Genomic DNA, 23,013 nt, shown 5'->3' on the forward strand with positions numbered 1-23,013 from the left:
TCAAAAAAATATCAATTCTGCAATGCCATTTTTACTTTCGGCATCATCTTGTCGACAAACATTTTATAAGCAGATTCTGAAGGATGAAGTCCGTCTGAAGCAACTAAACTTGGACTGTTAAGGCCTTCGCGAGTAATCTCAGTAATCGAAACAAAAGCAATTTGATTGGTATTGCAGTAGTTTTCTGCAAAATTATTGTATTGTGTAATTTCTGCTGAAATTTTGTTGCTTTGATCTCCTGCAAGAGCTTGACCGTATGGAGTATACGCGTAGTCTGGAATAGAAATCACAACAACATTTTTTCTGTCGCCTTTGGCCAGCATTATCGCTTTATTGACCAGTTCTGGAAATTCTTTTTCGTAAACAGAAAAACTTCTGTGCTGGTATTGATTGTTGACGCCAATTAAGAGTGTAACCAAATCATAATTGGATTCTGGCTTTTGGGTTTCAATTGCTGATAATAGATTAGATGTTGTCCAGCCTGTTGTCGCAATTATTTTAAGCGAAATCGAACTAGAATACATGGCGTTTAAACTCGCTTTGAGTTGTTCTGGAAAACGGCAAGTCGCGCAAACGCTTTGGCCAATGGTATAACTATCGCCTAAAGCTAAATAATTTATTGAACCTGAAATTGGAGGTTCGGGCGTTTTGGGCGGAGTTACAACCGGGGGAGTTATTACAGGCGGAGGTGAATCTGTTTCTTCGGCATTACAGCTCAAAAGAAAGATGGAAAATATAACGGTAACTATTTGTTTAAAATGTGGTTTCATAATCTGTTTAAATTAGATTTTGCAGTCGCTTTAAACAAATAGTTACGTTAAATATGCGGTTTTGGATTTTATACCATTTCGGTTTTCATCACTATTTCTTCTTCAATGGCATTCCAAAGTGCGATGCGTCTTTCTAAGGCAAGAATAGAAACTTCTTCAACTTCTTTCCATTTTTGAGCATCTTCTTCACATAATTCTGTAATCATTTGCATCGCCATTGGTCCGTGTTCGTCGGCATCTAGTTCGATATGTCTTTCAAAATAGTAAAGCAATTTTGTCAGATCAGTATCGGGAAGGTTTTGCTGGAAATTTTTCAAAATCTGCGTAAACATACTCGGAATCAAATCTTCTCTTCCGAAGGTGAATGCAGCTGCAATTTCGTGTGGTTTTCCTTCTTCGATAACTCTAAAAGTAAAATCAAGAAAAGACTTTACATTTGGATGCAATAAACTTTGTTTGATGGCAACAAATATATTATGTAGCGAATGTACTTCTGATAAAAAGCTTAAAACTCCAGTTGTATCGGCTCCGCAAGCTTCCATTGCTTCCAGATACATTTCGTAATGGCTCTGTCTTCTTCCGTCTAGCGTTAAATCGGTTTCTTCGGCAAGAACAATTTCATTAATTAAATAACGGGTTTCTGGGTTTTTAGTGGCAAACCAAGGTGTTGTCGTGCACGTAAGTTTGGCTTGTAATGCTTTTAATAGTGACATAAAATCCCAAACAGCAAAAACGTGAGTTTCTAAAAAGCTGTGTAACTCATCTATGTTTTGAATCTTGTTATATAAGGAGTGGTTTAATAATTGGTCTTTTTGTGGTTGTATGCTTTTGTTTATCGTTTCGATATTCATTTTAAAAAATTTTGATGCAAAGATAAAAAGCTTCTCTGTTAGAAGAAGCTTTTTAGATTGATTTTGTATATATTTTAATAATTATCAATTATTTAAACGCAGGAATTCCAGTTACATCCATTCCAGTAATCAGTAAATGAATGTCATGAGTTCCCTCATAAGTAATCACACTTTCCAGGTTCATCATGTGACGCATAATCGAGTATTCGCCAGTGATTCCCATACCTCCGAGCATTTGTCTTGCTTCGCGTGCGATGGTAATTGCCATGTTTACGTTGTTACGTTTTGCCATAGAAATCTGCGCTGTTGTCGCCTTTCCTTCATTTCTTAAAACACCTAAACGCCAAGTTAATAATTGCGCTTTTGTGATTTCGGTAATCATTTCGGCCAATTTTTTCTGTTGTAATTGAGTTCCTCCAATCGGTTTTCCGAACTGGATTCTTTCTTTTGCATATCGTAAAGCCGTATCGTAACAATCCATAGCAGCGCCGATTGCTCCCCATGCAATTCCGTAGCGAGCCGAATCTAAACAGCCAAGCGGAGCGCCCAAACCAGATTTATTAGGTAAAAGATTTTCTTTAGGCACTTTTACATTATCAAAAATCAATTCGCCAGTTGCCGATGCACGAAGTGACCATTTATTATGTGTTTCTGGAGTTGAAAATCCTTCCATGCCTCGTTCTACGATTAAACCATGAATTCTTCCTTCTTCATTTTTAGCCCAAACAATAGCAATATCAGCAAAAGGAGCGTTTGAAATCCACATTTTGGCACCATTTAAAAGATAATGATCGCCCATATCTTTAAAATTGGTAATCATACTTCCAGGGTCTGAGCCGTGATCAGGTTCTGTTAAACCAAAACAGCCGATAAATTCTCCTGTAGCCAATTTTGGCAAATATTTCATTCGCTGTTCTTCGTTTCCGTATTTCCAAATAGGATACATAACCAAAGAAGATTGTACAGATGAGGTAGATCTTACACCAGAATCACCTCTTTCAATTTCCTGCATAATCAGTCCGTACGAGATTTGATCTAATCCTGCTCCTCCATATTCTACCGGAATATAAGGACCGAAACCACCAATTTCACCAAGACCTTTTATAATTTGTTTCGGAAATTCAGCTTTTTGAGCATATTCTTCTATAATTGGAGAAACTTCTCTTTTAACCCACGCGCGAGCAGATTCTCGAACTAATTTATGTTCATCTGTTAGCAAATCGTCTAAGTTATAATAATCTGGAGATTGAAATAGGTCTGGTTTCATGTTGTTTAATTTTTATCAAAGCAAAGTTACACAATAAAAATATAACAAATAACGGTTAAATTGTTATATTTATATATAGTAAAAATATAATTAATAGGAATTTGGCAAATTAATTGTAGTTTATTGATAATTTATAGACTATTTTTGAATTCCAAAAACAAACTTTAATGAGGCTGATCATCTCTTTTTTCTTTTTATTACTAATACTTTGCAGTGGAGCCGCTCAAACTAATGGAGAGCTTTCAGAAGAGAAGTATTTAGAATTACAGGATAAAATACGTTTCAGCATTAATGGTAATTATGATGAAGGCTTGACTTATGTAAATCAAATACTTAAGTCTAAAAATGAGATTCATGTTGCATTTGCTTATGGAGCAGCTTCTTATTTATATCAATTAAAGAGCAACATTGACAAATCTGAAAAAATGTATGCTGAAGCTTTAAAGCATCTGAATAAGATTCCGGAGTCTAATGAGAAAACAAAATTGCATGCGTATTTATGTAACTATAGAGGTCTTATTTATTGGAAGAGATCTAATTATGGAAAAGCGCTAGGAAGTTATCAGGAAGGGGTTAAGCTTTCTTCTAAAATAAATGATGTTGTTCAGGTTATAAAATTCAAAGCGAATATTGCTTTACTCAATGAGAGTGTAGGCAATTATCAATTATCCATAAAAATTTTAAGACAGAATGATTTGTTTTTAGATAAGAATGAAGGGCTATATGAAAAAGATCAGTTTCAAAATGCTAAAAGTAATACCTATACTAATCTGGGAAATTCTTATGAAGGATTTTACAATAAAAATCGAGAGAAAAAATATTTATTAGATTCTGCAGAGTATTACTATAAAAAAAGTATAGCATACTCGGATAAGTTTATTAATAATAAAATTACTTCAAAACTTAGTTTGGGTAATATTTATGTATTTAAAAAAGATTATACCAACGCCGAAAAAATTTACTATGATATCTCTTTTTATGCTAAACAGGTAGAGAATGAATATCTATATCAAATTGCCAGTTATAACCTAGGAGACCTTTATTATTCTATTAAGAAATATGATAAAGCACTTATATTTTTAAAAAAGGTAGATTCTATTAGCCAAAAAAACAAAACCGCTGATATTGGTTTTTTTAAGTCTAACTACATACAGGCCAAAATTTACAGTATTAAAAACGAACCTGAACTGGCTTACAAACACTCTAAAGTATATTTGGATTCTTATGAAAAATACGAAGGGAATTTAAGAGAGGAAGCATTAGAGGTTAACTATAAACTGGGAACAGAAGATCTAAGTCAAGAAATGTTTGATGTCCAGGAGAAATATAAATATGAGGTTTTTTGGAATAAGGCCTTGAAAATATTTTATGTAATTCTGGTTATCGGAATTGTATTTTTCCTCATCAAAAATATTAGAGATAAAAATAAAGCCCAAAAGAAAATGAACGCTTTGATTGAAGAGTTCAAAGCTAATCTAGAAAGAAAAGAACTTGAGAAAACAGAAATAGAGAAAGCTCCTGCCGAAGAAGTGCTAATTGAGGCTGCTGAAAATGAAGATGTTATTCTCAAGAAAGAAAATGCGAATTTAAGTATTGATGAGGCTAAAGAAAATAAAATTGTAGAAAAACTACTTGTTTTAGAAGAAAAGTTAGAATACCTAAACGCCGATTTTACACTTTCGTACGCGGCAAAAAAAATAAAAACTAATACAACCTATTTATCTTATGTTGTGAATAAAAGATTTGGAAAATCTTTTAGTGAATATTCCAATGAACTGAAAATTAATTATGTAATTAACCAGATGATTACCAATCATTTGTATCGAAAATATTCTACACAAGCAATTGCAGAAAGTGTTGGGTTTAAAAATGCCGTTTCTTTTGCAAAATCATTTCGCAAAAGAACTGGAGTGTCTCCAGCTCAGTTTGCGAATAATATTTAATCGGTATTAAACTTCTATGTATTTCCATTTCCGCCATCGTTTTTTTTCGGATCGTTTGGATCAATAGGATCATCTTCTCCACCTCTAATCGTTTTTTGCTCTTTTCTAGAAATTGTTTCTAATTGAAAATCTTTGAATGTTAATTTGTTATTTTTCATGACATTATTTTTTTGATTAATTTTAAAAGTTTTTCTGGTTTGCTTTAGGTGTTACCATTTCCACCGTCATTTTTTTTAGGATCGTTCCCGTCAACTGGTTCTCCTTGTCCACCTTTGACTGTTTTTAACTCTTTTTTAGAAATTGTTTCTAATTGAAAATCGTTGAATGTTAATTTAGAATTATTCATGTTTTTATGCATTATATTAAAAATTAGTACTATAAATCTTTCATAATTTTTCTAGGCAACTTTATCAAATGCGACAAAAAACTGCGCTAAAAATTGGTTTATGTTAAGATTTTTTTTGGTTTATTTTAGTTTCAAAAAGCAGTAGAAAAAATATTACTTTAAGGTAATTCTATGTTTTTTAATTAATCCTAACTTACTTTTTTGGGAGTGTTTTTTGATATTTTTAAGGGGCAATTTTGACGATTTTAAATCATTTTTTGTTACCACTTTCTATGATTTTTTTCTTGTAAAATCATAGGTTTTAATTGGCCTATTTTTCATGTTTTTCAATGTTTAGATTATTGCTTATCCAAAACTAGATAAAAAGGAAGACCGTTAATCGAAAATGGACTTTCTGAGCTTTTTGGAAAAAAAATTACGCAGTAAAGTATTTATAATCAGGTAATTATAATGATCACTATACTTGGTATAATTTATAAATTGTATGTGGTATAATTAATAAAATGTATGCATATATGCATTTTTTATCAATAAAATCCCCAATCTTTGCAGTGTAATTATGATTTAAAAACGATCAAAAACGATGTTAAAACTGGTCCAAAAATTTCTGCAAATCAATCGCTACTCAGACATAAAAAATGAGTTCAAGGATCTGTTTTTGTCTCATCCGAATTATCCGAGTTTGTTTGCCATTACAGATTCGTTTGATTTGCTTTCTGTAGAGAATGCAGCCGTAAGAGTTTCGAAAGAACAGATCGAAGATTTGCCGTCTAACTTTTTGGCGTATTTTAAAGATGAATTAATCTTAGTCGAAAAGATCAAAAGCGGAGTTAGAATTACAACCACAAAAAAAGGAACTCAAAAATTATCGTATGACAAATTCCTTTTAGACTGGAATGGTGTAATTGTAGCTATTGAACCAAACAATGTTGTAGCAAGAGAAAATCTAAAAATCGAATACAATTGGTTAAAATACTTTTTGCCACTTGTGCTTCTAGCCGGATTGTCTTTCTTCTATAATCGTTTTGATATATTTAGCGCTTCATTTTTGGTAACATCTGTTCTTGGTTTAATTGTAAGCATCTTTATTGTACAAGAAAGATGGGGAGTTAAAAACACAGTGATTTCAAAATTCTGCAATTTAAGTTCCAATTCTTCTTGCCACTACGTAATAAGCTTTAATGATGATATTGCAAATAGATGGATTAGTTTTTCAGATTTGCCATTGCTTTTCTTTAGCTCAAGCATTATTGCGATATTGGTTCAGCCTTTAAGTTCAGCTGTTTTTGTTGGATTCTTAAGTCTATTGGCTATTCCAATAATAGTTTGTTCGATTTGGATTCAAAAATTTGAGATTCAAAAATGGTGCATCATGTGTCTAGCAATCTCATTTTTAATACTGGTTCAGAGTATTGTTTGGTTTTCTTCAGATCTATTTACACTAAGTTTTAGTTTCCAAGCCATTTTTCCATACGTGTTTTCTTTATTGCTTTTAATACCAATTTGGGCAACAGTTAAGGTAATGATTAGAAAAATGCTTGAGAATGAGAACTCTCTTAAAGAGCTTAAGAAATTTAAAAGAAATTATTCGCTATTAAACTTTTTGTCTAAAAAGGTAAAATATACAAAAGGATTTGAAGATTTAAGAGGTTTGACATTTGGTAATAAAAATGCAGGAGTTAGGCTTTCTGTAATCCTGAGCCCAAGCTGTGGACATTGCTATAAAACTTTTCAAGAAGCTTTTGATTTAGTGTTAAAATATCCAGATAAAATATTTTTGAATGTTCTTTTTAATATTAATCCAGAAAACAATGATAATCCATACAAAGCAGTTGTCGAAAGACTTTTAACGATTAATAGAACAACGCCAGGAAAAACAGTTGAAGCAATTTCAGACTGGTATATCAAGAGAATGATTCACAAAAAATGGCTTAAAAAATGGAATGTTGATTCTGTAAGCATGATGATAAATCAAGAAATTCAGAAACAATACGATTGGTGCTCTATGAACAATTTTAATTACACACCTATTAAAATTGTAAACGACAGGCTGTTTCCTAATGAATATGAATTGAATGAATTGAAATATTTCTTAAATGATTTTGTAGAAGAAGTTCAAATTTTAGAAAAAACAGCATAAAACACAGAAGTTTCAACTGTCCAAATAGAAATAGTTAAACCCCAAAAACCTGCAGTTATGTTAAAAAATATTTTGAAATTGAAAGGTGCAGTAGAATTGACTGCTAATGAACTGAAAACAATAAACGGAGATCATGCTCCTATTTGTGAAGACGGATTTAAAGCTAAAAGATGTACAGAATTTGGAACTGTGCCAGCGTACTGGAACTGCATTCCAAGTAATTATGTCGGAAGCTGTTAAAGAGGAAATTTTAAGCATCAAGTTATTAGAGATTTGAGGCTTAAACTCAAAAATGTAAATAGCTAGATTATGTTAGAAAAAATTTTGAAAAGCAAAGAAACAAGAAAACTGACAAAAAAAGAGCAGAAAAATATTTTGGGCAGTGATTATGCGCAAGAATTCAATTGCAATGATGCGGCTGTCGATAAATATTATGCTTGTTAATTTTCAAAGAAGTAACAGAAAGATAGTTACTAAAAAAGGTATTATATGCTAAAGAAAATTTTAAGCCTTGAAGGTGCTCAGCACATTAATAAAAGTGAGCAGAAAACCATTAGAGGAGGAATTCCAGAATGCTGGATTTATGCTTTGCAAGCAGGATGCATTTTAATACCGCCAGGCGAAACTTGTCCGCTAAATACATCATCGGGTATTTGTGATACAAGTCGTCTTTGTTGTTAATTTTTAACTTTTTTAAAAGTAATACGATATAGCCTTATTTAGAATTTAGTCATGTTTTTTTTGAATGTATAGGCGCTCGATCGTGGAACATTGAGCATATTCTCAGTATTGATGATTGGTACTGAGATTCTTAGGAGTTGGCCGCTGTGTTAATTTTATTTGGTTAGGGTAACCGCGGCCATGTCCTAAAGAAATTGTGTTGCTAAAATTTGTTTTTAAATAGTTAAACAGAGAAGATTTATATCTTCTCTGTTTTTTTATGGATTAACAAGAAAATTTTTTCTTACATTGGTCTTGAATAAATCAAAATAAAATTGAAAAAATTCGCGCATTATAGACAAGCAGACCATAAAGATTGTGGACCGACATGTTTAAAAATTATTGCTAAATATTACGGTAAAACAATCAATATTCAGGAGTTGAGAGATTTTAGCGAAACAACTCGTGAAGGGAGTAATTTGCTTTTTTTGAGTGATGCCGCCGAGAAAATCGGATTTCGAACTTTAGGGGTTAAACTGTCTGTAAAAAGAATTGAAGAAGCTCCTTTGCCGTGTATTCTTCACTGGAATAACGATCATTATGTAGTACTTTATAAAATTAAAAAGGGGAAATATTATATTTCAGATCCTGCTTTTGGCCTTTTAGAATACAATAAGCAAGAGTTTGTTAAATTCTGGATTGGTAATAATGCCAATGACCAAACAAAAGAAGGTATTGCCTTATTGATCGAAGCAACGCCTAAATTTTTTCAATCTGAATTTGATAAAGAAGAAAATTCAGGATTAGGATTCCGTTTTCTCTCCCAATATCTGCTTCAATACAAATCATTTCTTATCCAGCTTGCGATAGGACTTTTAGCGAGCAGTTTGCTCAATCTGATTTTTCCTTTTCTGACACAGAGTATTGTTGATGTCGGAATCCAGAATCAGAATATCCATTTTATCTATCTGATCCTTTTTGCCATGCTTTTTGTTTTTGCAGGAAGAACAGGCTTAGAACTCATCAGAAGCTGGATTCTGCTGCATTTATCCACTCGAATCAATATTTCTCTTATTTCAGATTTCTTTATCAAATTAATGAATCTGCCTATTTCCTTTTTTGATGTTCGAATGACGGGAGATATTATGCAGCGAATAAATGATCATCGCCGTATAGAGAAAATACTGACCACATCATCTCTGAATGTTCTTTTTTCTGTAATTAATATGTTTGTTATGGGCGGTGTTCTGGCCTATTTCAATCTGCAGATCTTTTTAGTCTTTTTTGCAGGAAGCGTATGTTATTTTGCATGGATTGTTTTGTTTTTGAAAAGAAGAGAAGCATTAGATTATAAACGATTTGCCGAAGTTTCCAATGAACAGAGTAAAGTGATGGAACTCATAAACGGAATGCAAGAAATTAAGCTTCATAACGCCGAAAAGCAAAAACGTTGGGGGTGGGAGTATGTTCAGGCAAGACTTTTCAGGGTTTCTATAAAAGGGCTCGTTTTGGAGCAGACACAAACCATTGGCTCTTCGATTATTAATGAATTAAAGAATATCTTCATCATCTTTCTGTCGGCAAAATTGGTTATTGATGGTTCTATAACGTTGGGTATGATGCTTGCCATAAGCGCCATTGTAGGCAGTTTAAATGGTCCGATTACACAGTTAATTGAATTTGTGAGAGAATTGCAAGATGCTAAAATATCGCTGGCCAGATTGTCTGAAATTCATGAGAAAGAAGACGAAGTGCAGCAGGAAATCAATCAGACCAACGAAGTGCCGCAAAATGTCGATATCGAAATTAAAAATCTTTCTTTCCGATATTTAGGTTCAGATGTTCCCGTTTTAGACAATTTAAACCTGATAATTCCGTGCAATAAAGTAACCGCAATAGTAGGAGTCAGCGGAAGCGGCAAAACAACCTTAATGAAACTGCTTTTGAAGTTCTACGAACCCGAAAAAGGAGAAGTTCTTATTGGAAATTCGCAGCTTAGAAATATATCGCAAAGTGCCTGGAGATCCAATATTGGCGCCGTAATGCAGGAAGGTTTTATTTTTAGCGATACTATTGCCAATAACATTGCTATTGGAGTTGACAGGGTAGATAAAGAAAAACTGCTTTATGCTGCTGATGTAGCCAATATTAAAGAATACATCAGCGAATTGCCTTTAGGTTTTAATACCAAAATAGGGGCAGAAGGTCTGGGAATGAGTACCGGACAGAAACAGCGTTTGTTAATTGCAAGGGCAGTTTATAAAAACCCTGAAATTCTATTTTTTGATGAAGCCACTTCAGCTTTAGACGCCAATAATGAAAAAGAAATCATGAAAAAACTGGATATCTTTTTCAAAGACAAAACGGTAGTGGTAATCGCGCACCGATTGAGTACAGTAATGAATGCAGATCAGATTGTGGTTTTGGACAAAGGAAAAATCATCGAGATCGGAAGCCATTCTGCATTGGTGGAACAGAAAGGAAATTATTTTGAATTGGTTAGAAATCAGCTGCAATTAGGAAATTAATCATGAACGAAGATACATTTGAATTAAGAAGCGAAGAAGTGCAGGATATCCTGACCAAAGTACCGCATTGGATGATACGATGGGGAACAGTTCTAATATTTGCCATAATTATCATGCTGTTTTTTGTTTCGTGGTTTGTAAAATATCCAGACGTTGTAAGGACAGAAATTGTAATTACTACTAATATTCCCCCAGAGAAAATAGTGTCAAAAACCTCTGGGCGCATTGAAGCCATTCTGGTTAGAAATAAAACCGTAGTTGCCAAAAACAGCACGTTGGCCATTATCGAAAATACAGCCAACTACAAAGATGTTTTTTTGTTAAAAGATATTGTGGACAAATACGATATAAACAATTCTAAAAAAGAATTTCCTTTTGAATTATTAAAAAACAAACAGTTAGGTGAAATAGAAAGCGCGTTTGCTGTATTTCAAAAAGATTATCAGGCGCAGGAATTAAACCAGGATCTGCATCCTTTTGAAATAGAAAGCAGAGCACAGCGATCAGAAAAAATCCAGATTACAGAGCGGTTAGAAATTCTGCAGCAGCAGAAAGTAATTAACGAGCGCGAATTGGAGCTTCAGAAAAATGAAGTTGCCCGTTTTGAAACTTTATTTAATAAAGGAATTATTTCGGCTCAGGAAATGGAAGCCAAGAAACTGAATTTTCTACAGGCACAAAAGAATTACAGGAGTTTATTGTTATCAATTTCCCAACTGAGGTCTTCTCTTATTGACAATACAAAATCGAGCCAGAATTCGCAGATAAATAGCACCAGAGAAGAAGTTAATCTCGGACGCAGCGTTTCACAATCTTTTTATCAGTTAAAGAAAGTAATACGCGATTGGGAACTGGCATACGCCTTAAAATCTTCGATTAGCGGAAAAGTTACTTTCCTGCAAGTCTGGAATGAGAATCAGACCATAAATGTGGGTGATAATGTATTTTCGATCATTCCAGATGCAAAAAACAGCTTTATAGGAAAAGTAAAAGCGCCGGCTTTAAATTCAGGAAAAATTAAAGTGGGGCAGAGAGTCAATATTCGACTGGCCAATTATCCTGATAGAGAATTTGGCGTTCTGAAAGGCGAAATAAAAAATATTTCTCTTGTGCCAGATAAAGATGGAAATTTATTGCTGGACGTGGCACTTCCAAACGGATTAAAAACTTCTTATAACAAACAGATTGCCTTTCAGCAGGAAATGAAAGGAAGCGCAGAAATTGTAACCGAAGATCTGCGTTTAATAGAACGAATTTTATATCAGTTTAAAAATATTTTTGAACAAGTTTAAAAAGCGCTGTGTACAAATCTTTGTCAAAGTTTTAAGCTTTGATAAAGATGTTTTTTTACATCTTCAAATAAAATTCTTTAGTTAATTCGATATATTCCGGAGTATAAACATGTCTGTCAATTTCGATAACTAATTCATTAACTTCGATTTCTGAAATTTCATTTCGGCTAAAAGCCAACAAACTACGTTTGATTTCAGAAGTCGGAGTTCCTTTTACTCTTGTAATTTTTATTGGATATAGTTCTGCTTCTTTTGCCAAAGCAATAAATTTTTCTTCTTCTTTGAAAGGAATAATAATCGCAAGAATACCATTTTCAGAAAGTAATAGATCGGCAGCTTCAACAATTTCTTCAAAAGGCATTGCATCTTGAAAACGCGCTAAATCACGTTGTTCACTTTCTGTTTTATAATTTTCAGCATAGAACGGCGGATTCGAAACAATTAAATCATATTCATCCTCAGGTTCTTCTATAAATTCATCCAAACCTGCATGAAAACAAAATAAACGATCGCCCCAAGGAGAACTTTCAAAATTTTCTACCGCTTGTTCGTATGCATCTTCATCAATTTCCAAAGCATCAATTTGTTCTGCGCTAGAACGCTGTGCGATCATCAAAGCAATAATTCCGGTTCCCGCACCAATATCTAATACACTAAACGGATGATGAGAAACAGGAGCCCATGCGCCTAATAAAACACCATCTGTGCCTACTTTCATTGCGGTTTTGTCTTGTAAAACAGAAAATTGCTTAAAAGTGAATTTAGACATAAATAAGAAATTAGAGATTATAAGTTCAATAAGAAAACTGAACACTCAAAACTGAACACTGAATACTTTTTTACAGGTACATCTCGATCAATCCCTCAGGAAGATCCATAACAACCTTTTTGTTCTCGCGGTCGATTTTTACCAAAAATTGGTCAATCATTGGAACTAAGATTTCAACTTCGCCATTTAAAACTTCAAAAAGAGGTTGGGCAGTTGAATCATTGATAGAAGTTATTTTTCCGAAAACGCCTAAACGTTTGTCTTCAATTTCAAAACCAATAACTTCGTGAAAGTAGAATTTGTTACCGCTAAGTTTTGGTAACATAGATAAAGGAAGATAAATACCGTTTCCAATAATAGCATCAGCTTCTTCTTCGGTATTGACATCTTCAAAACGAACTCTCAGAAAGTCGTTTTTGTGCATTGAGCTTGACTCAATAAAAAAAGGAACCAAGTGTTTGTTGTGTTCAACAAACACTGATTCCAGATTTTCGTATAACTCAGGTTCGTCTGTATCTAAATAGATCAGAACTTCACCTTTGAAACTAAATTTTTTAGCGATTTTACCTAAATAAAAACAGTCTTCTTTATGCATTATCGCTAAGTAAAATTATGCTTCAGTTGTTTCGTTATTCTCTTCAGCAGCAGGAGCTTCTTCAGTTGCTTCAACTTCAGCAACTTCTTCAGCAGGAGCTTCTTCAACAGCAGTAGCAGCAGCAAGCGCTTCAGCTTGAGCTTGAGCACGTTTAGCGTTTACTTCTTTTTCAGCTTTTAAAGCGTTAGCTTTAACATCTGCTTTTGCTTTAGATAAACCATCTTTCTTAGCATCAACTTTTCCAGTTTTAGCCTCTAACCAAGCTGCTAATTTAGCGTCTGCTTGCTCTTGAGTTAAAGCTCCTTTGCGGATACCTCCATCAAGGTGGTGTTTCAATAAAGCACCTTTGTAAGAAAGGATTGCTCTTGCAGTATCAGTTGGTTGTGCACCATTGTGTAACCATTTTACTGCGCTGTCAAGATCTAGCTCAACAGTTGCTGGGTTAGTGTTTGGATTGTAAGTACCGATTTTCTCTAAGTATTTACCATCTCTTTTTGAGCGTGCATCTGCAGCTACAACCCAGTAAAAAGGTTTTCCTTTTTTACCGTGTCTTTGTAATCTAATTTTTACTGACATAATCTAATGATTAAATTTTGAGGTACTCGACCTCTGTTAATTAAGGGCGCAAAGATATAATTTTTTTACGAAATATACGTTTCAAAAAGCATTAAATATCTAAGAGCTGTTTTTTTAGCATTTTTTTGACTTTTTAGTTAAAGTTCTTAGTGTATTAAGTCTGCATCAAATTCATTTTTAAACATGAAAAAATACTTCTGTTTTTTATCACTTATACTTCTGCTAGGATCTTGTACGTCAGATATTGCATCTAATAATACCGCTTTTCAGGCTCTAAAAGACAATACTTTTTGGAGAGCTCAAATTTATGGAGTAGAAATAGAAACGAATGGAGTTTTTATTGTCGAAAGTTCTCTTGGCTACGAACAAATCAATTTTCAGCTTCCTGAAATAGCTGAGAAAACTTTTGTCTTAGGTGTGGATGATAATACAAAGGCCGTTTATAAAAATACAAATGAAGGACAAGAAGCAGTATTTAGCACTGGAGCAGGTAAAGGAAATGGAGAAATTACAGTGACCGAATATAATAAGGAAGAAAATACTATTTCGGGAACATTCAAATTTACGGCTGTTAATACTAATCCTGACGCTGAAAAACAGGAAATACATTTTACAGAAGGTGTTTTTTATAAAATTAAGATAGGGTCAGATAATAAAATTTCAGCCGAATAATACTGCTATTCGGTTATGCTTAAATCCAAATAAAAACTTAAATAAACTTATATATAGTAGATTAGAAAAAAATAAGACTACATTTGTCAAGTATTATAAATAAATATCTATGAATATTTTTGTTGGAAGCCTTCCATTCAGTATTGAGGAAGCAGATTTAAGAGAGTCTTTTGAGGCTTATGGTGCAGTTGACTCTGTTAAAATTATTACTGATAAATTTACTGGAAGAAGTAAAGGATTTGGTTTTGTTGAAATGCCAAATGATAGTGAGGCTCAAAAAGCTATCGATGAATTGAACGGTGCTGTAGTTTCAGGACGTACAATTGTTGTGAATAAATCTGAGCCTAAACCAGAAGGCGAAAGAAGAAGTTTTAATAACAACCGTGGCGGAAACGACCGTGGTGGTTATGGAAACAACCGTGGTGGAAATGACCGTGGTGGTTATGGAAATGACCGTGGTGGAAACAGAGGAGGATATTAATATTTTTTTTCTAAAATATAAAAGGGATCAATTTTCATTGATCCCTTTTTTTGTTTCAAGTTCCAGCAACCTGCAACCTGAAACAAAAATTAACTAATTATACATTCGCAGCCAACCAGTCACCAACTTCTTTAGTTCCGTAGGCTTTGCCTCCGTTAGCTAAATCTTCAGTAACTACTCCAGCTTCTAAAGCTTTGTTTACAGCATCTCTCATTGCTTTTCCTTCTTCCATCAATCCGAAGTTTTCGAACATCATAGCAGCAGATAAAACAGTAGCCATTGGATTAGCAATGTTCAATCCTGTAGCTTGAGGGTAAGAACCGTGAATTGGTTCAAATAAAGATACTTCAGCTCCCATAGATGCAGAAGGCATTAATCCCATTGAGCCAGAAATTACAGAAGCTTCATCTGTTAAAATATCTCCAAATAAGTTTTCTGTAATCAATACGTCATAAGAATTTGGCCATTGAACCAAACGCATCGCAACTGCATCAACAAATTCGTAGCTTACTTCAACTTCTGGGTAGTCTTTTTCCATTGCCTGAACCGTTTCTCTCCACAAACGTGAAGTTTCCAAAACGTTTGCTTTGTCCACACAACATAATTTTTTAGAACGAGTCATTGCCAATTCGAAACCTTTTTTAGCCAAACGCTGTACTTCAGCTCTTGTATAAACACAGTTGTCATAAGCAGTGTCTCCGTTATCTTTTCTTCCTTTTTCTCCGAAGTAGATTCCGCCAGTTAATTCTCTTAAGAAAACTAAATCTGTTCCTTCGATTCTTTCTCTTTTTAATGGAGATTTGTCTAATAATGAAGGAAATGTAAAAGTTGGTCTTACGTTTGCAAACAAACCTAATGCTTTACGCATTTTTAACAAACCTTGCTCTGGACGAACTGGTGCAGAAGGATCGTTATCGTATTTTGGATGACCGATTGCTCCAAAAAGAACGGCATCGGCATTTTTACAAACTTCGTGTGTTGCATCTGGATAAGGCTCGCCAACAGCATCAATTGCAGCGGCACCAGTTAAAGCTGGTTTCCAAGTAATTTCATGTCCAAATTTTTGTGCAATAGCATCTGATACTTTTACGGCTTGATCGATTACTTCTGGTCCGATTCCGTCACCAGCTAAAAGGGCTATGTTTAATTTCATTCTATGTGTGTTATTAAGGTTCAAAGTGACAAAGTGACAAAGATTCAAAGTTTTCAAAGCAGGTCAAAAATCTTTGCTTCTTTGTCACTTTGAATCTTTGCAACTATATTAAGTTATAATGTTCAACATTTTCTGTGTTGCAATTATCGCTGCAACCGTTTGATCTGAATCTAAACCTCTGGTTTTAAATTCTTTTCCGTTATTTACCCAAGTAATAATTGTTTCGCATAAAGCGTCAGAACTACTTCCAGGTGGGATTCTTACGGCATAATCAATCAATTTTGGAAGCGTTAATTTTTTGCTTTTGTAAATCTTTGATAAAGCATTCATAAAAGCATCAAACTGACCGTCTCCTTGAGCGTTTTCTTCGATTATTTCTCCGTTTAAATTTAGAGACAAAGTCGTCGAAGGGCGCATTCCTTTAGAATGAACCAGCATATAAGAATTGATTGTGATTTTTTCTTCGTACGTATGACTGTCCAAAACATCAGAAATAATGTAGGGAAGATCTTCTTTGGTTACAGTTTCTTTTTTGTCGCCCAGTTCGATAATTCTTTGGGTCACCAATTTCAAATCTTCGTTGTTTAATTTTAAACCTAATTCTTGAAGATTCTTTTCGATATTGGCTTTGCCTGAAGTTTTTCCGAGTGCGTATTTTCTTTTTCTTCCAAAGCGTTCCGGAAGCAAGTCATTAAAATACAAATTGTTTTTGTTGTCGCCATCGGCATGAATTCCGGCAGTTTGCGTAAAAACGTTATCGCCTACAATTGGTTTGTTGGCAGGGATTCTATAACCCGTAAAAGTCTCCACTAGCTTACTTACAGAATACAAAGATGTTTCTTTAATGCCAATGTGTACTTCTGGCATATAATCGTTTATAACCGCGACAGTGCTTTCAAGAGGAGCATTTCCGGCACGTTCTCCCATTCCGTTTACCGTAACGTGAAGTCCGTTGATTCCAGCTTTTACGGCTTCCATCACGTTAGCAACGCTTAAATCGTAGTCGTTATGCGCGTGGAAATCAAAGTGAATCTGAGGATATTTTGCTTTTATTTTTGAAATAAATTCGAATGTCAAAGACGGAATTAAAACACCTAAAGTATCAGGCAATAAAATTCTTTTAACTGGCTGAGTCGATAAGAAATCTAAAAATTGAAAAACATAATCTGGAGAATTTCTCATTCCGTTGCTCCAGTCTTCTAAGTAAACATTGGTTTCAATGTCATTTTCTTTAGCGGAAGCGATAATTTGAGCAATTTCGGCAAAATGTTGTTCAGGCGTTTTCTTTAACTGATGCGTTAAGTGATTCATTGAGCCTTTGGTCAATAAATTCTGCACTTTCGCACCCGCTTTTTTCATCCAGTCAATCGAAACACCGCCGTCTACAAACGTAAGAACTTCGATTCTGTCAATATAACCACGTTCTTCAGCCCATGAAGTAATGCCTTTTACAGCTTGAAATTCTCCCTCGCTCACGCGTGCAGAAGCAATTTCGATTCTATCAATATTTAATTCCTCCAACAATAATTGTGCAATGGTCAGTTTTTCTGCAGCAGAAAAAGATACCCCAGACGTTTGTTCGCCGTCGCGGAGCGTTGTATCCATTATTTCAATTTTTCTTTTTTCCATATTGATATTCTAATTCTTAGTGTTTTGACGCAATTGCTAAATATATTTCATTGCGCATATTTGACGCTGATTTTACGGATTCGCTTTCGCGAAGGCGCTGAAAAAAACGGATTTTTAATATATAATAATTAAAAAATCAGCGTCAATCTGCTCCCGATAGCTATCGGGATTGCGGTAGCAAATCTGTGTCATCCGCGTTCTATATTCTAGAAAGACCCGAGAGGTTTTGAAGCCTTTCGGGTCTAATAGACTGAATGATATTGCTATTAGTAAGGAAGTTTATCAGCGAAAGCTTTAATATCCTCTTTCATATCTTGTAAATAATCAATGTCGTCAAAACCATTGATTAGGTTGTTCTTTTTGTATCCGTTAATAGCAAATGATTCTTGCTCACCAGTTGACAATAAAGTAATCGTTTGGTTTGGAAGATTGATTTCTAATTCTGTTTTAGGATCAGCTTCGATAGCTTTGAAAATATTTGCTAAAAACTCAGGGCTGATTTGTACTGGCAAAACACCAATATTTAAACAGTTTCCTTTGAAGATATCTGCAAAGAAAGAAGAAACTACGGCGCGGAATCCGTAATCGTAAACTGCCCATGCCGCGTGCTCTCTAGAAGATCCAGAACCGAAGTTTTTTCCTCCTACAAGGATTTTTCCGCTGTATGTTGGGTTGTTTAAAACGAAATCTGCTTTTGGAGTATCGTCTCCATTGTATCTCCAGTCTCTAAAAAGGTTATCTCCAAAACCTTCACGTTTTGTAGCTTTTAAGAAACGAGCTGGAATAATTTGATCTGTATCTACGTTCTCAATTGGCAACGGAACTCCGCTGCTAGTAAGTATATTAAATTTATCGTATGCCATTTTAATTTTAGATTTTTGGATTTTAGATTTTAGATTTTCTTCTCTGGTCGAAATCTAAACGCTAAAATCTTTTTGTATTAATAATGTGAATGAATTTTTATTTGAAGAAATTTAGATGAAGATTACGCAAAGTGAGCAATCTAAAATCTAAAATCTCCAATTTAAAATAATTCCCTTGGATCCGTTAGTTTCCCTGTAACCGCGGCTGCAGCAGCCATAATTGGACTTGCTAAAAGCGTTCTTGAACCAGGACCTTGACGACCTTCAAAGTTTCTGTTTGAAGTACTTACTGCATATTTTCCAGCAGGAACTTTATCATCGTTCATTGCTAAACAAGCAGAACATCCAGGCTGACGCAATACGAAACCAGCTTCAGTTAAAATATCTAAAATTCCTTCTTCTTTAATCTGAGCTTCAACAACGTGAGAACCCGGAACTAACCAAGCTGTAACATTGTCCGCTTTTTTTCTTCCTTTTACAATTTCAGCAAAAGCTCTAAAATCTTCAATACGTCCGTTTGTACAGCTTCCTAAGAAAACGTAATCGATTTGTTTTCCGATCATTACGTCGTCTTCGTTGAAGCCCATGTAAGCTAAAGATTTTTTGTAAGTTTCCTCGCCGCCTTCAACTTCATTAGCATTCGGAATATGTTTGGTGATACCAATTCCCATTCCAGGGTTAGTACCATAAGTAATCATTGGTTCAATGTCAGACGCTTTGATGTTTAATTCAGCATCAAAAACAGCATCTGCATCCGTTTTAAGAGTTTTCCAGTATTCAACTGCTTTAGTCCAAGCTTCTCCTTTTGGAGCGTAAAGTCTTCCTTCAAGGAAATCGAAAGTAGTTTGGTCAGGAGCAATCATTCCTCCACGAGCACCCATTTCGATACTTAAATTACAAACAGTCATACGGCCTTCCATAGTCATGTTTTCAAAAACATCACCAGCGTATTCAACAAAATATCCAGTTCCTCCAGAAGTAGTCAATTGTGCAATAATGTAAAGCGCAACGTCTTTTGGTCCAACACCTTTACTTAGTTGTCCATTTACGTTAATACGCATTTTCTTTGGTTTTGGTTGCATAATACATTGAGTAGAAAGCACCATTTCAACCTCAGAAGTTCCGATACCAAAAGCGATAGCTCCAAAAGCACCGTGAGTAGACGTATGCGAGTCACCACATACAATAGTAGCACCTGGCAAAGTAATTCCGTTTTCAGGACCAACTACGTGTACAATACCATTTTTTTGGTGACCTAATCCCCAGTGCGAAATTCCATATTCAGTTGCATTGTCTTCAAGCGCTTTAAGCTGATTTGCAGACAAAGGATCTGCAACAGGTAAATGCTGGTTTATAGTCGGTGTATTGTGGTCTGCAGTTGCAAAAGTACGTTCTGGATATAGAACGTTAACGCCTCTTGATTTTAATCCTAAAAAAGCAACAGGGCTCGTTACTTCATGAATGAAATGACGGTCAATAAAAAACACATCTGGTCCATCTTCAATTTTACGCACAACGTGTGAATCCCATACTTTGTCAAATAATGTCTTACTCATTTTTTATTTTTTTTTAAATGTAATTCTATAACTACAGCCTTTCCTGTTCATTATAATAGCAAAACAAAAGTAAAAAAAGATAAAAAAGCGTCAATTTCAATATTTCATTATATACGATACCCAAACTAAATTACAAATTGCCAATTGGCATTTGCAACTTCAAATTTGACAGAAAAATGATTTAGAAACTGATTTTGTTTTTCTTTTTCAGATTTAATTCTGCTTTATTGTTCTTTGTTTTAATAGTTTGCAAATTTATCTCAAAATCACTATAAAATACAGTGTTTGTTTTGAAAAAATGTAACAAAATGAATAAAAATAGTAATAATTGACAGTTTTTAAAATTTATAAAAAACACGTTTTTTTGCTTTTTTTTAATTGAAAAAAGCTTTTTAGAATGATTCTATGTCTTCAAAAAAAGACTAAAATACTACGACATCCAAGAAGTGAATTTTTGTATTTTTTTATGAATTTTAGGAAGAAAATGGGTTGGATGATTGGATGTTTTTTGAGAATTAATTCAGCGAATTTTTAAACTCCAAAGGCGTTAAATTGGTTTTCTTTTTGAATAATTTGCTGAAGGATTGCGGATATTCAAAACCTAATTGATAAGCAATTTCTGCAACTGAAAGATTGGTCGTAATCAAGAAATCTTTTGATTTTTCGATTAGTTTGGAATGAATGTGCTGTTGCGCATTTTGTCCCGTTAAATTGCGGAGCATATCGCTTAAATAATGCGTAGATACATTAATTTTTGAAGCCAGAAAATCGACCGTTGGTAAGCCTCTTTTTAAGCTTTCGGCATTATTAAAATAATTATCAAGCGTTTCCTCAACCTTCAATAACAAATCGTGACTGATGGTTTTTCTGGTAATGAACTGGCGTTTGTAAAAACGATTGCTGTAATTGAGCAAAACATCTATATAAGAAACAATTACGTCCTGACTCATTTCGTCAATCGCAGTATGAAGTTCGTTATCAATGCTTTTTAATAAGCCAATAATAATGGCTTTCTCGCTGTCTGAAAGATGAAGCGCTTCATTCGTATCATAAGAAAAGAAACTGTATTTTTTAATGCTTTTTCCCAGAGGATAATTGCGGATAAAATCGGGATGAAAAAGCAAAGTGAAACCGCCATATTTTGCGCCTTCTTCATTATCCGTAAAAATCAATTGATTGGGAGAAGCAAACATCAATCCGCCTTCATTAAAATCGTAATAACCCTGACCGTAACCCATTTTTCCGTTGGTCGAAAATTTATAGGATATTTTATAAAATTCAAGCAGAAAAGAACTATTGTCTAAATCGCCATTTATAACCAGCTGCGTGTTATCGACCAAACTAATCATCGGATTAAGCGGTTTGGGCAGATTCAATAAGCTGTGAAACTGTGAGATAGAAGAAATTTTTGCAGGAGGATTATTTTTCTTTTCCATGATATAAATGTATGAAATTAAAAGATTAATTAGGTTTTTCAGTAACAATTAAGCAACCTATTTATTTAGAAAAAAACAGCTTCGGAGAAGCGAAATATTTATAGAAATCCAACCATGCAGATGCAAAAGAGCTCCGGCGGAGCGAAATATTTTAATACTGATGTATTTCGCTCCGCTGGAGCTTTGCTATTAATAGGAAATATGATTTCTATAAATATTTCGCTTCTCCGAAGCTATTTTTATTATTCTCCAAAAAACTGTTTACCAAATGCTTCGCGAAAAACTTCATCGCCTTGCTCCAGTCTTTGTTTGTAAAGTGCTTTAGCATCTTCGCCGGCTACATATCTCAATTGATTTTTTCCGTCGGTTGCGGCTTCGTAAACGACTTCGGCAATTTGTTCTGGAGTTGATGCCATTTGAAACATCGCATCAACACTTGCAAACATATTGTTGGTCATAGCTTCATATTCCGGTTTTGTTCCTGTGTCAAGAGAACCGTGAATAAATTCGGTTTTAATTCCGCCCGGAGAAACCGTTTTAATGTGCACTCCAAAAGGATTCAATTCGTAAGCCATACTTTCGCTCCAACCTTCCAATCCCCATTTTGTGGCGTGGTAAACTGATCCTAAAGGAAAAGCGATCAATCCGCCGATAGAAGTTGTAGAGATAAACAACCCGCTTTTTCTTTCTCTGAAATAAGGAATAAAAGCATTTGTAATACGAATTACGCCCAATAAATTAGTGTCAAGTTGTTTGGTAATTTGTGCATCGCTAAGACTTTCCAAAGGACCAATTAAACCGTAACCGGCATTGTTGTAAACGATATCAATATCGCTTAATTCAAGTGCTTTTTGAACCGTGCTTTGAATCTGATCAAAATTGGTAACGTCTAAAGGTAAAAGCGTTACGTTTGCTAAATTAGAAAGTTCTGTTTCTTTTTCAGGATTTCTCATTGTAGCGATTACATTCCAGCCTTTTGCCTGAAATAATTTTGCTGTTGCTTTTCCTAAACCTGATGATGCGCCTGTGATAAAAATTGTTTTCATGATTATTATTTTTAATGTTATAATTTGATGAAGCAAAGTTCAGGATACACCACAGCTTAAAAGTGTTCATTTTGGTGTAATGAGTATCCAAAATGGATAATTGAACATTTTTAATGTAAAATTATAACGCGGATGAAGCTGATTTGCTTTGCAAAAACGCGGATTAAAACGGATTTTTATATTGTAAGTAAAAAATCCGTTTTTATCTGCGTCTTCGTGATAACGAATCCGTTTCATCCGCGTTGAAGAATTGCATTTTGTATAGGTGTTAAAAGTGCTTTTGTTAACAACTTTCGTTTCGTTATTTCTCTAAAAAAAGCGTAAATTTGACTTCCTTCCATTTTTCATTTCGCATTTAGTTATGTTTCATATTGTCAAATATTTACAATAGGAAAGATTTGGAATTTGGACTTTAATTTTTGACTTTTCTATAAAAATAT

Annotated in this window: 23 protein-coding genes; 9 read left to right on the top strand and 14 right to left on the bottom strand. The window is 34.2% G+C overall.

Annotated features, from left to right (window positions below; all coding sequences use genetic code 11):
- Positions 1-11: 11 nt before the first annotated feature.
- The 3 genes from AC3E9W_RS03775 to AC3E9W_RS03785 form a co-directional block, all read right to left on the bottom strand.
- Complete coding sequence (locus AC3E9W_RS03775; protein WP_488766959.1) at positions 12-770, bottom strand: SGNH/GDSL hydrolase family protein; 759 nt, start codon at positions 768-770, stop codon at positions 12-14.
- A 68-nt stretch (positions 771-838) separates the two neighbouring features.
- Complete coding sequence (locus AC3E9W_RS03780; RefSeq protein ID WP_488766960.1) at positions 839-1,621, bottom strand: DUF3050 domain-containing protein; 783 nt, start codon at positions 1,619-1,621, stop codon at positions 839-841.
- A gap of 88 nt (positions 1,622-1,709) precedes the next feature.
- Positions 1,710-2,888 (bottom strand): acyl-CoA dehydrogenase family protein, encoded by a 1,179-nt coding sequence (locus tag AC3E9W_RS03785; RefSeq protein ID WP_248729059.1) that lies wholly within the window; start codon positions 2,886-2,888, stop codon positions 1,710-1,712.
- A 167-nt stretch (positions 2,889-3,055) separates the two neighbouring features.
- Between AC3E9W_RS03785 and AC3E9W_RS03790 the strand changes: the two genes are divergently transcribed.
- Positions 3,056-4,831 (top strand): helix-turn-helix domain-containing protein, encoded by a 1,776-nt coding sequence (locus AC3E9W_RS03790; protein WP_488766962.1) that lies wholly within the window; start codon positions 3,056-3,058, stop codon positions 4,829-4,831.
- A 14-nt stretch (positions 4,832-4,845) separates the two neighbouring features.
- Here the strand turns inward: AC3E9W_RS03790 and AC3E9W_RS03795 are convergent, their stop codons facing one another.
- Both AC3E9W_RS03795 and AC3E9W_RS03800 read right to left on the bottom strand, forming a co-directional pair.
- The gene (locus AC3E9W_RS03795; RefSeq protein WP_488766963.1) at positions 4,846-4,989 is read right to left on the bottom strand and encodes an rSAM-modified peptide; all 144 of its coding nucleotides are present in this window, start codon (positions 4,987-4,989) and stop codon (positions 4,846-4,848) included.
- A 44-nt stretch (positions 4,990-5,033) separates the two neighbouring features.
- Positions 5,034-5,177, bottom strand: a complete 144-nt coding sequence (locus AC3E9W_RS03800) for a TIGR04149 family rSAM-modified RiPP (protein WP_306154711.1) — start codon at positions 5,175-5,177, stop codon at positions 5,034-5,036.
- A 583-nt stretch (positions 5,178-5,760) separates the two neighbouring features.
- Here AC3E9W_RS03800 and AC3E9W_RS03805 point away from each other — a divergent pair.
- From AC3E9W_RS03805 to AC3E9W_RS03830, 6 genes are all read left to right on the top strand, one after another.
- A complete protein-coding gene (locus AC3E9W_RS03805) occupies positions 5,761-7,317 on the top strand; it encodes a vitamin K epoxide reductase family protein (protein ID WP_488766965.1) in 1,557 nt (518 codons plus the stop codon).
- Positions 7,318-7,374: 57 nt separating this feature from the next.
- A complete protein-coding gene (locus AC3E9W_RS03810; RefSeq protein ID WP_306154715.1) occupies positions 7,375-7,557 on the top strand; it encodes a hypothetical protein in 183 nt (60 codons plus the stop codon).
- Between the two features lie 69 nt (positions 7,558-7,626).
- Positions 7,627-7,761 (top strand): hypothetical protein, encoded by a 135-nt coding sequence (locus AC3E9W_RS03815; protein ID WP_306154717.1) that lies wholly within the window; start codon positions 7,627-7,629, stop codon positions 7,759-7,761.
- Positions 7,762-7,806: 45 nt separating this feature from the next.
- Positions 7,807-7,998 carry a hypothetical protein gene (locus tag AC3E9W_RS03820; protein ID WP_306154719.1) on the top strand — a complete coding sequence of 64 codons (192 nt, stop codon included), beginning with the start codon at positions 7,807-7,809 and terminating at the stop codon, positions 7,996-7,998.
- A gap of 314 nt (positions 7,999-8,312) precedes the next feature.
- Positions 8,313-10,505 carry a peptidase domain-containing ABC transporter gene (locus AC3E9W_RS03825; RefSeq protein WP_488766967.1) on the top strand — a complete coding sequence of 731 codons (2,193 nt, stop codon included), beginning with the start codon at positions 8,313-8,315 and terminating at the stop codon, positions 10,503-10,505.
- 2 nt (positions 10,506-10,507) lie between these two features.
- On the top strand, positions 10,508-11,797 hold the full coding sequence (locus AC3E9W_RS03830; protein WP_488766969.1) for an HlyD family secretion protein: 1,290 nt from the start codon (positions 10,508-10,510) through the stop codon (positions 11,795-11,797).
- 55 nt (positions 11,798-11,852) lie between these two features.
- Here AC3E9W_RS03830 and AC3E9W_RS03835 read toward each other — a convergent pair whose 3' ends face one another.
- The 3 genes from AC3E9W_RS03835 to AC3E9W_RS03845 form a co-directional block, all read right to left on the bottom strand.
- A complete protein-coding gene (locus AC3E9W_RS03835) occupies positions 11,853-12,566 on the bottom strand; it encodes a tRNA1(Val) (adenine(37)-N6)-methyltransferase (protein ID WP_488766971.1) in 714 nt (237 codons plus the stop codon).
- A 70-nt stretch (positions 12,567-12,636) separates the two neighbouring features.
- Positions 12,637-13,161, bottom strand: a complete 525-nt coding sequence (gene rimM / locus AC3E9W_RS03840; RefSeq protein ID WP_488766973.1) for a ribosome maturation factor RimM — start codon at positions 13,159-13,161, stop codon at positions 12,637-12,639.
- A 15-nt stretch (positions 13,162-13,176) separates the two neighbouring features.
- Positions 13,177-13,737: a 30S ribosomal protein S16 gene (locus AC3E9W_RS03845; protein WP_488766975.1), complete on the bottom strand. Its 561-nt coding sequence runs from the start codon at positions 13,735-13,737 to the stop codon at positions 13,177-13,179.
- 183 nt (positions 13,738-13,920) lie between these two features.
- Here AC3E9W_RS03845 and AC3E9W_RS03850 point away from each other — a divergent pair, with 183 nt between their 5' ends.
- Entirely contained in the window at positions 13,921-14,409 is a 489-nt protein-coding gene (locus AC3E9W_RS03850) for a DUF6252 domain-containing protein (RefSeq protein WP_488766977.1), read from the top strand.
- Positions 14,410-14,518: 109 nt separating this feature from the next.
- Complete coding sequence (rbp, locus tag AC3E9W_RS03855) at positions 14,519-14,890, top strand: RNA-binding regulator (protein ID WP_306154737.1); 372 nt, start codon at positions 14,519-14,521, stop codon at positions 14,888-14,890.
- A gap of 97 nt (positions 14,891-14,987) precedes the next feature.
- Here rbp and leuB read toward each other — a convergent pair whose 3' ends face one another.
- The 6 genes from leuB to AC3E9W_RS03885 all read right to left on the bottom strand — a co-directional run bounded on the left by leuB (position 14,988) and on the right by AC3E9W_RS03885 (position 22,573).
- Positions 14,988-16,043: a 3-isopropylmalate dehydrogenase gene (leuB, locus tag AC3E9W_RS03860; RefSeq protein ID WP_289664457.1), complete on the bottom strand. Its 1,056-nt coding sequence runs from the start codon at positions 16,041-16,043 to the stop codon at positions 14,988-14,990.
- A gap of 108 nt (positions 16,044-16,151) precedes the next feature.
- A complete protein-coding gene (locus AC3E9W_RS03865) occupies positions 16,152-17,672 on the bottom strand; it encodes an alpha-isopropylmalate synthase regulatory domain-containing protein (RefSeq protein ID WP_488766979.1) in 1,521 nt (506 codons plus the stop codon).
- 266 nt (positions 17,673-17,938) lie between these two features.
- On the bottom strand, positions 17,939-18,535 hold the full coding sequence (gene leuD / locus AC3E9W_RS03870; RefSeq protein WP_091490627.1) for a 3-isopropylmalate dehydratase small subunit: 597 nt from the start codon (positions 18,533-18,535) through the stop codon (positions 17,939-17,941).
- Positions 18,536-18,696: 161 nt separating this feature from the next.
- Positions 18,697-20,091 carry a 3-isopropylmalate dehydratase large subunit gene (gene leuC, locus AC3E9W_RS03875; protein ID WP_488766982.1) on the bottom strand — a complete coding sequence of 465 codons (1,395 nt, stop codon included), beginning with the start codon at positions 20,089-20,091 and terminating at the stop codon, positions 18,697-18,699.
- Positions 20,092-20,606: 515 nt separating this feature from the next.
- Positions 20,607-21,527, bottom strand: a complete 921-nt coding sequence (locus tag AC3E9W_RS03880; RefSeq protein ID WP_488766983.1) for a helix-turn-helix domain-containing protein — start codon at positions 21,525-21,527, stop codon at positions 20,607-20,609.
- Positions 21,528-21,769: 242 nt separating this feature from the next.
- Positions 21,770-22,573 carry an SDR family oxidoreductase gene (locus AC3E9W_RS03885; protein WP_488766984.1) on the bottom strand — a complete coding sequence of 268 codons (804 nt, stop codon included), beginning with the start codon at positions 22,571-22,573 and terminating at the stop codon, positions 21,770-21,772.
- Positions 22,574-23,013 lie beyond the last annotated feature (440 nt).

The sequence above is a fragment of the Flavobacterium sp. 38 genome (assembly GCF_057799715.1).